Source organism: Neobacillus drentensis, assembly GCF_036965645.1.
Classification (GTDB): Bacteria; Bacillota; Bacilli; order Bacillales; family Cytobacillaceae; genus Neobacillus; species Neobacillus drentensis_D.
The window spans coordinates 7,746-15,915 of record NZ_JBALPZ010000181.1 but is presented as its reverse complement, the minus strand read 5'-3'; the positions used below and the strand labels follow the sequence as shown (position 1 = coordinate 15,915).

Genomic DNA, 8,170 nt, shown 5'->3' with positions numbered 1-8,170 from the left:
CCATTTAGGTCCTTTTGGCTTCTTCAAGTAAAGCACCCGTTTGTTTAGTGTAGTTTTTCACAATCTTCTCTTTAACAAAACAAAACGGGACTGATGATGGCACCGTCCCATTTTATTTTAATTAGTGTAACTTATAGAACTTTTTTACCAAAATTTTTAAAAATTTGGTTATAATTACATTGGAGGTAAAGGAGTTTGAAAAAAATAACCCTCATTAACAAAGGAGACTAAAAATGAGAAAACTTGTTCTATTTCTGCACTCATCTCTTGACGGTTTTGTAGAAGGTCCGAACGGTGAAATGGACATTGGCTGGGTTTCATACGATGCTGACTTGGAGAAACACGCGAAAGAAATTCTGAGTACTGCCGACACTGTCATATGGGGACGTGAGACTTATCAGATGATGCACAGTTACTGGACATCTGTGCCTTCTGACCCCTCAGCTTCGCAGCATGAACGGAATCATGCCGAGTGGATCGAAAAGACAGCCAAAATCGTTTTTTCCACGACGCTGGAGAAAGTCGAATGGAACAATTCCAGACTGGTGAAAGGCGATGTCGAGGAAGAGATCAAGAACCTCAAACAGCAGCCAGGCAAGGATATGGTCATCCTCGGCAGTCCTAGGTTAGCACACTACCTTATGCAGCTTGATTTAATAGATGAGTATAAAATTACCGTTTCTCCCGTCCTGATCGGCAGCGGGTTGCCTTTATTCCAGGGTCTCAAGGAGAAGATCAATCTTGAACTAATCGAAAACAAGACATTTGATTCTGGAGCCATAGCCCTCGTTTACCAGACGGTTAGATGACCTTTTCTGCTAAAGCAGATAACGACGGATACGATAGCTTAATAAGCCGCCTGTTCAACGAGGCGGTTTTCTTATCGTAAAGATCAACATCAGGATTTAATATAGCCTAAATCTAAGATGATGACGCAAACATTAAGTAAATCATACCGATAAAACAATTTAGGTTAAGGATCCCTAAAAAAATGCAAAATCAAGCAATCAAAAGAAAATGAAAGATGGTATGGAATGATTACTTTAACCTTAAAGTTTGAAAAAAATCATTAAGAAAAATGAGAACAACAAAAAAGGACCACATTTAAGTCCGGAAATTCAGTTTCTTCAAGTAAAGCACCCGTTCGCTTAAGTATATTTCTTCACAAATTTTAAAGTGATTTAATACAAAATTTATTAAATCAGAGTTCGTTGTTCATGATGTTATAATATTGTTGGTCGGGGGCTTTGAAGCTCTCGGCTTTTTCTATACAAATAAATTGGCAATTAGCCTCCATAAAAGAAGAGCAAAAGTGCCTTGCCCTTCTTTAAATAACTTCTCTGCATCACCCTAAACAACAGGTCGAACTCTGAGCAATTCAGTAAGACGAAGGAATATTCTTTGAAATTCACGAACAATGTCCAGTAATTTAAACGAGGAATTTTGAAAGTTCATGAGTAAATATGCTAGACGTTGAATGATGTATTTTAGAGTTTCCATCGTTTTTCCCTCCACATCGAAGTTATTTGGTGAATTGCACTCACCATTTTTATTTTTCTATATTAATTTGAATGTATACTTTATGAGATTTAAAATTATAGAATGAATACATACCTATGGATTATTTTGTAAAACATATAAGTGATATTATTGCTTACTGAGGTGAATTTATTGCCAAAATCTACACTTTCTTCTACGGAAATAGCTACGTTGTGGGAAACTTGCAAGGAGAAAACCTTTATTTTACGTTTATTAGAACATCTAATTCCTAATGCAAATGATGAACAGGCAAAAAAAATTATGAATGATTTGCATAAAAACTTAGAAATATATGTTGAAAAAATTAAAACCACTTTTAAAAATGAAGGCTCTATATGTCCTCAAGGATTTTCATCCAGTGATGTTAATATAAAAGCAAAAAAATTATTTGATAATGGTTTTGATATAATGCTACTTAGGGCGGTAAAAGAAATGAGTATGGGTTTATATACCCTCAATATTGGAATGTCCTATCGTACAGATGTTATAAACATTTATAAAGATTTAACAGCCATTACTCAGGCTTGTTATCACGATTGTACGTAATATTTATTGGAAAAGGGCATTCTTACACGTCCCCCGTACATACCAATGCCAAATTCTAACGAGTACATAAACGACTTACATTACTTAAGCGGATTTAATTTATTAGAAAAAACGAGGCAAATGGATTCATATGAACTGGCAGTAATTCATCATAATATGGAAAACAACAATATAGGGATGACTTTAATGTATGCATTTTCGCAAGTTGCAAAAGAACAGGAAGTGAAAGATTATTTCCATAAAGGAATGGAGTTATCGAGTAAGATATTAAAAGAAAGTAGTAAAATGCTGTTAGATAATAATATATCGCCAACCATAACTTCTATTGGTAATGCAACCAATTCAAAAGAAAGCCCATTTTCCGATAAATTAATGATGTACTTTAATTATATGTTAACGAACCTTATGCTTGGGGCTAATGCTTTTGCTTTTGGCTTCACTTTACGTAATGATTTAAAAATAAAAGCAGCTCTTACTGCTAAAGATGTGGCGGATTACGCAAATGAAGGTACTAAAATAATGATAAATCACGGTTGGATGGAGAAGCCACCACAAGTAAGTTAGCCCATCAGTAAATATTAATAAGAGAAGGAAAATTTTCAAATTTACCTTCTCTTTTATTTTGTTTTTCGGATTCGCTTATTGCACTAAACTTCCAGTTACTTCAATAAGAAAGAGCATTGCCGTTGTTCCAGTAATGCCCCCGTTACTTTTAAGTGTATTATTTCACAAATGCAGAAAGAACCAGTAACTGCCCCTATTATTGGTGTTACGAAAATCTCTCATCTCGAAGATGCTGTAGGTGCTCTATCGATTAGGTTAACACCTGAAGAAATTGCTTTTCTAGAAGAGCCATATGTACCACACTCAATAGTTGGACATATTTAATGTATCTTGATGCAAAAGCATATAAAGGCAATTTAAGGAAAGTTGAAGATACAATTAATTCGCATTTCTCAAAGACTACTAATGTTAAGTAGACCGTTAAAAAAGCAAAAAATCACGACCTGAGTCCTGTAGTAATATGGACCCAGGTTATTTAATTTCTTTTGGAAACGTTGATAAATTATTATAGAATCCTATCTAACAACATCCCTAGCTGTTCTGCTATAACACGAGGCGGAAAAGGCATTTCTTTTGTGATCCACCATTCCACCGTTCCTACAAAAGATGTCACAACAAATTGAAGTATAACCTCTTCATTCAATTCTCGATTTATCACTTTTGTTGTGTCAATATCATTTTTGATTTCTTCGATGAGAAGCTCTAGGAACCGACTACGAAAATAAGAGGCTTGACTACTAGCTAACATCGTTGAAAAGAATGAATAATTGCTCTCAAAGTATTCAAACCAGCCTACATTCGATTCTACAAAGTCTAATTCCATTTCAGTTGCTTCCTCGCACATTACTCTTAGTACATTAATATGTTCATCAATGAGCCTATCCAGTAGGTCAAATTTATCCGAGTAATGAAGATAAATGGTTCCTCGGTTAACATTGGCCCTGTCGGCAAGATCCTGAATGGTAATATCATCAAAACTTTTTTCAGACATCAGTTCGATAATAGCCTTTTTTGATAGATACTTGGCTTTTGGTAACTCTTCTATCCACTTTAGACATTTTGAAATCACCAATCTTTCCTGTAGATAATCAACAATTTCGATTCAGTTGTTGAATAAACAACAAATTGCTTTCATTTGACGATTGAAAGTATCCTTTTTCTTTTTATAATTATTAACAGATGTTGATTAATCAATCAATATTAATTTATTTAAATTTGCATCATTAATTAAGGTAGGAGGAGAATTTTATGGCTAATCGAAATAATTTGCTTATATTTATATTGACCATAGGAGTTTTCGGTATTTTAAATACGGAAATGGGGATCGTTGGGGCATTACCTTTAATTGCTGATCACTTTCATGTCAGTATATCCAAAGCAGGGTTGCTAGTGAGTCTCTTTGCACTTGTTGTTGCAATATCTGGACCCACAATGCCCTTACTGTTTTCGGGTATAAATCGCAAAAAGGCATTGTTACTTGTACTTGGTGTTTTCGTTCTGGGTAACATTGTCTCCATATTTGCATCAAACTTTACCATTGCATTAATTGCTCGTGTGATTCCAGCTTTTTTCCATCCAGTTTATGTCTCAATAGCTATGACAGCTGCTGCTGCTTCAGTTAGCAAGAAAGAAGCTCCTAAAGCTGTTTCTAAAGTAATGTTGGGAGTAACCGCAGGTATTGTAATTGGTTCACCAGTCACTACTTTTATTGCTAATACAACTTCGTTTGAAATGGCGATGTTATTCTTTACTATCGTTAATGTAATAGCATTCATTACTATATTGCTATTTGTACCATCTATGCCTGTTAAGGAAAGACTTTCTTATGGATCTCAATTAAGTGTATTAAAGAAATCCATTACTTGGCTTTCCATTGTTGCTGTCATTTTTATAAATGCAGCGGTATATGGCGTTAATAGTTACCTTTCTGAGTATCTTGAAACTATTACGAATATTCCTGGGAAGACGATAAGTTTAATGTTACTCATATACGGTGGGACAAGTATAATAGGAAACATCGTCTCAGGGAAGTTACTTACTATTAATCCCATGAAATCTGTAGCATCTTATCCATTCGTATTAGGAGCCGTTTTCATTTTAGTATTCGTAATGGGGAAATTCGCTGGACCTATGTTTATCTTTGTATTGGTATGGGGAATAGTAGTTGCTTTAGCAAACAACATTAGTCAATATTGGATTACTTCTGCAGCTCCAGAAGCCCCTGAATTCTCAAATGGATTGTTTTTAGCGGCTGGTAACTTTGGTGTAACAACGGGTACATCTGTAAATGGATTAATTATATCGGGAATGGGTACACAGTACGTCGTATTAGGCGGATTTCTATTCGTGATATTAAGTTTAGCATTTATTTTATTTAGAACCTACTTGTTTAATCACGCAAAACAACTTGCAAGATAAGAAATCAATTTAACATTTTATAAAAGTTGCCTATCATAAGAGAATAAATTGGTCTCAAAACCTTCCTAAAATAATCAACAATTTTTATTGATTTGTTGAGTAATCAACGAATTGTGTTAATTTAACCATTGTAAGCATCCTGTATCTTTTTATAATTATAAAAAGATGTTGATTAATCAAACAATATTAATTTTTTCTGGGATTTAATTTAGCAGCTTTGGAACAGTAGAAGGTAATTCAAGCAGGAGGTTTATTTATGGCTCGTGTCGAAAAGAGCAAGGAAAAATACAAACAGCTATTTCGAGATGGCGTACCTGCTACATACGCTACGATCCTGATTTTCAGGACATCCTGAGCCGATTCGTTTTTGGGGAAGTTTTTTATCAAGGTAATCTGGATGATAAGCAACGTGAGCTTATCACTCTGGTAGTGCTTGCTACCAACCAGATGTTGCCACAGCTCAAGGCACATGTTGGTGTGGAACTGAACGTTGGGACTGGAAAATGGAGGTAAGGATGACACGGATTTATTATCGTGAGATGAAGTAGAGGGTGCGAGTATGAATCGAAGCAATTTACTCTTTCGACCATTTGTCGGAGGGCTACTGGACCGCTTTGGTAGGCGACCGTTTATCGTTTGGGGATTGCTATTCTTCGCTGTTGCAATGTACATGTACAATTGGATCGGAGGAATCGTTGTATTAATGTTGCTCAGAATATTGCATGGGATAACCTGGGCAGCTTCCACAACCGCAATTAGCACAGCCGTAACAGATTTGATTCCGTCCACCCGACGAGGAGAGGGTATGGGTTGGTCTGGGATGGCTATGACATTGGCTATGGCAATAGGTCCGATTTTCGGTCTATGGGTTACACAGAACCTGTCGTACCATTCTCTATTTCTATTTGCAGTGGTCCTCTCTGCCACGGCTCTGGTCTTAACGTTTGGTGCAAAAATGACCTTTACGCCTCAAACGGCTTCAAGGAAAATTGAACCTTTTGAAAAATCGCTCTTTCCCGTTATGGCATCCGTCTTCTTACTGTTTATCGCTTATGGTGGTATTACTAGCTTTGTGCCGCTATTTGCCGACTCAATCAAGGTTAATTCGGGTACATTTTTTCTAGTTTATGCAGCCACGCTTGTTTTAATCCGTCCCTTTGCTGGAAAACTTTCAGACAAATACGGTGAGACGTTTGTTATTATACCAGCAAAAGTGGTTACGATTTCGGCTTTAGTTGTCTTGAGTTTCTCGACCAATTTATTCGGAGTAATCATTTCCGCAATTATGTACGGTATTGGTTTCGGTTCCGCACAACCTTCTCTTCAAGCCGCAACCCTACGTCTTGTCAGTTCAGAACGTACAGGTGTAGCCAATGCTTCTTATTCTACTGGTGCCGACCTCGGAATCGGGCTAGGTGCTATTATGTTAGGCTGGGGTTCTCAATACTCGAATTTCCATGTTTTGTTCACGGTCAGTGCCGTGTCAGTCACGCTTTCCCTCTTGATGTTCACTTTTTTTGTGAAACGTTCGTTGAAAAAACAAAAACTTTAGCCCTCAGAACACTGGTTCTCTAGCTTCCAAATCAGGTTGACCTAGCCATTTTAATATCTATCTTGGTAGCAACCATGCTAAAAATAGTACAAAAAAGGCCGATTTCCCTTTCCGTTAGTGGGATAATCGGCTTTTTCTACTATAACTTTGTGAAGGAATATACTTAAATTAACCTGCCCATTTCGTATTATAAGGTTAACCAGAATGCTAAATTTTTCTGGTTGACCTTATTTAATTTGGTCTTATTATATCAGTAGCCAGGGTAGAACGTAACTGCCCGTGGGGCTTTGACCCCGTCAGCTAAACGGTTCGCCCCCTACTTGTAGAAACATGATTGAGGCTGGTTGGGACTTAGATCTCGTATAACAAGCGAAGCTGTGACACTGCATGGAGGAATTAGGGGTACTGGCAAATTACTAGTTTAGGAGGAGGATTTAGAAATGAATCCAGTCATTGGTCTGGATATTTCAAAAGGGGAAAGTCAGGTTCAAGCATTTATAGATAAAGGCAAACCATATCGTAAGAGTTTTAAAGTTTCTCATACTCTAGAAGGTCTTAGTTTTCTTGTAGAATTTCTTGAAGAAGTTAAGAGAGAAACAGGTATGAAACCACCTGTTGTTTTAGAGGCAACGGGACATTATCACTCCTCTGTTGTTCAATACTTAGAGGACCGTGGATATTTAATGATTATTATTAATCCATTGATTTCTTATAAGGCTAAAAGTTCAAGTCTTCGGAAAGTAAAGACAGATGCGGTTGATGCTTATCTTCTCTGCGAACTGTTTTATAAAGAGGATCTAGAGCCATATAAAAAGCGAGGAATTCAACTTTTAAACCTTCGAAATCTAACAAGACAGCACGAGAATATAACTGGGGTATTAATCCAAACAAAGCTACAATTTCAAGCCATATTGGAACAGGTCTTTCCTGAATATAGAGGGGTTTTTGGGGACTTATATTCAGTAGTATCACTGTTAACTCTTTCAGAGTTTCCCTCTTCTGAAGATATATTAGAGGCAAGTGTTGAAACCATAGCTGACAAAATCGCTCAATTATGTAAAAGCCGTTCATACAGATGGGCTAATGAAAAAGCTATTCAACTCCAAGCTGCCGCAAATCGAAATCCGTTTGAAAAGACTTTGTATCAGAGTCATATTTTGAGTCTTGGTATGTATATAAACATCATTCTTCAATACAAAGGGCACCTATCCAAGTTAGAGTCAGAGATAGATGCCCTCGCAAAAGAAGTTGAAGAATATAATATTATCAAATCTATCCCTGGTATTGGTGAAAAAATCGCGGCAACGATCATTTCAGAAATTGGGGAGATAGATCGATTTACTGATCCTAAAAAGCTCGTAGCTTTCGCTGGAGTTGATCCTAGTGTATTCGAATCTGGTAAGTTTACTGCCACCAAAAACCGAATCACTAAAAGAGGATCCAGCAGGCTTCGTCACGCCTTATATATGGCTGTACGTTGTGCTATTCGTGACTGTCGTAAGAGTAAAACAAGCGATGAAATCATTCCTCGTAATAAAAAATTACGAGAGT

Annotated in this window: 7 protein-coding genes and 2 pseudogenes; 8 read left to right on the top strand and 1 reads right to left on the bottom strand. The window is 36.6% G+C overall.

All coding sequences use genetic code 11. The annotated features are described in order from the left end of the window. Positions 1 to 233: 233 nt before the first annotated feature. The 4 genes and pseudogenes from V7266_RS26810 to V7266_RS26795 all read left to right on the top strand — a co-directional run. Positions 234 to 809, top strand: a complete 576-nt coding sequence (locus tag V7266_RS26810) for a dihydrofolate reductase family protein (protein ID WP_335472268.1) — start codon at positions 234 to 236, stop codon at positions 807 to 809. 862 nt (positions 810 to 1,671) lie between these two features. Then, a complete protein-coding gene (locus V7266_RS26805) occupies positions 1,672 to 2,085 on the top strand; it encodes a DUF3231 family protein (RefSeq protein WP_335472267.1) in 414 nt (137 codons plus the stop codon). 45 nt (positions 2,086 to 2,130) lie between these two features. Further along, positions 2,131 to 2,649, top strand: coding sequence for a DUF3231 family protein (locus tag V7266_RS26800; protein WP_335472271.1), 519 nt, complete (start codon positions 2,131 to 2,133; stop codon positions 2,647 to 2,649). Between the two features lie 168 nt (positions 2,650 to 2,817). Then, positions 2,818 to 2,973 (top strand): annotated as a pseudogene (locus V7266_RS26795) (aldo/keto reductase); the annotation flags it as partial. 181 nt (positions 2,974 to 3,154) lie between these two features. Here V7266_RS26795 and V7266_RS26790 read toward each other — a convergent pair. Beyond that, a pseudogene (locus tag V7266_RS26790) lies at positions 3,155 to 3,707 on the bottom strand (TetR/AcrR family transcriptional regulator). A 190-nt stretch (positions 3,708 to 3,897) separates the two neighbouring features. Here V7266_RS26790 and V7266_RS26785 point away from each other — a divergent pair. From V7266_RS26785 to V7266_RS26770, 4 genes are all read left to right on the top strand, one after another. Next, positions 3,898 to 5,067 carry an MFS transporter gene (locus tag V7266_RS26785; RefSeq protein WP_335472266.1) on the top strand — a complete coding sequence of 390 codons (1,170 nt, stop codon included), beginning with the start codon at positions 3,898 to 3,900 and terminating at the stop codon, positions 5,065 to 5,067. A gap of 321 nt (positions 5,068 to 5,388) precedes the next feature. Next, complete coding sequence (locus V7266_RS26780; protein WP_335472270.1) at positions 5,389 to 5,580, top strand: carboxymuconolactone decarboxylase family protein; 192 nt, start codon at positions 5,389 to 5,391, stop codon at positions 5,578 to 5,580. A gap of 46 nt (positions 5,581 to 5,626) precedes the next feature. Continuing rightward, positions 5,627 to 6,619 carry an MFS transporter gene (locus V7266_RS26775; RefSeq protein ID WP_335472265.1) on the top strand — a complete coding sequence of 331 codons (993 nt, stop codon included), beginning with the start codon at positions 5,627 to 5,629 and terminating at the stop codon, positions 6,617 to 6,619. A 440-nt stretch (positions 6,620 to 7,059) separates the two neighbouring features. Further along, the coding region (locus V7266_RS26770) for an IS110 family transposase (protein WP_335472264.1) at positions 7,060 to 8,170 on the top strand (1,111 nt) is incomplete at its 3' end.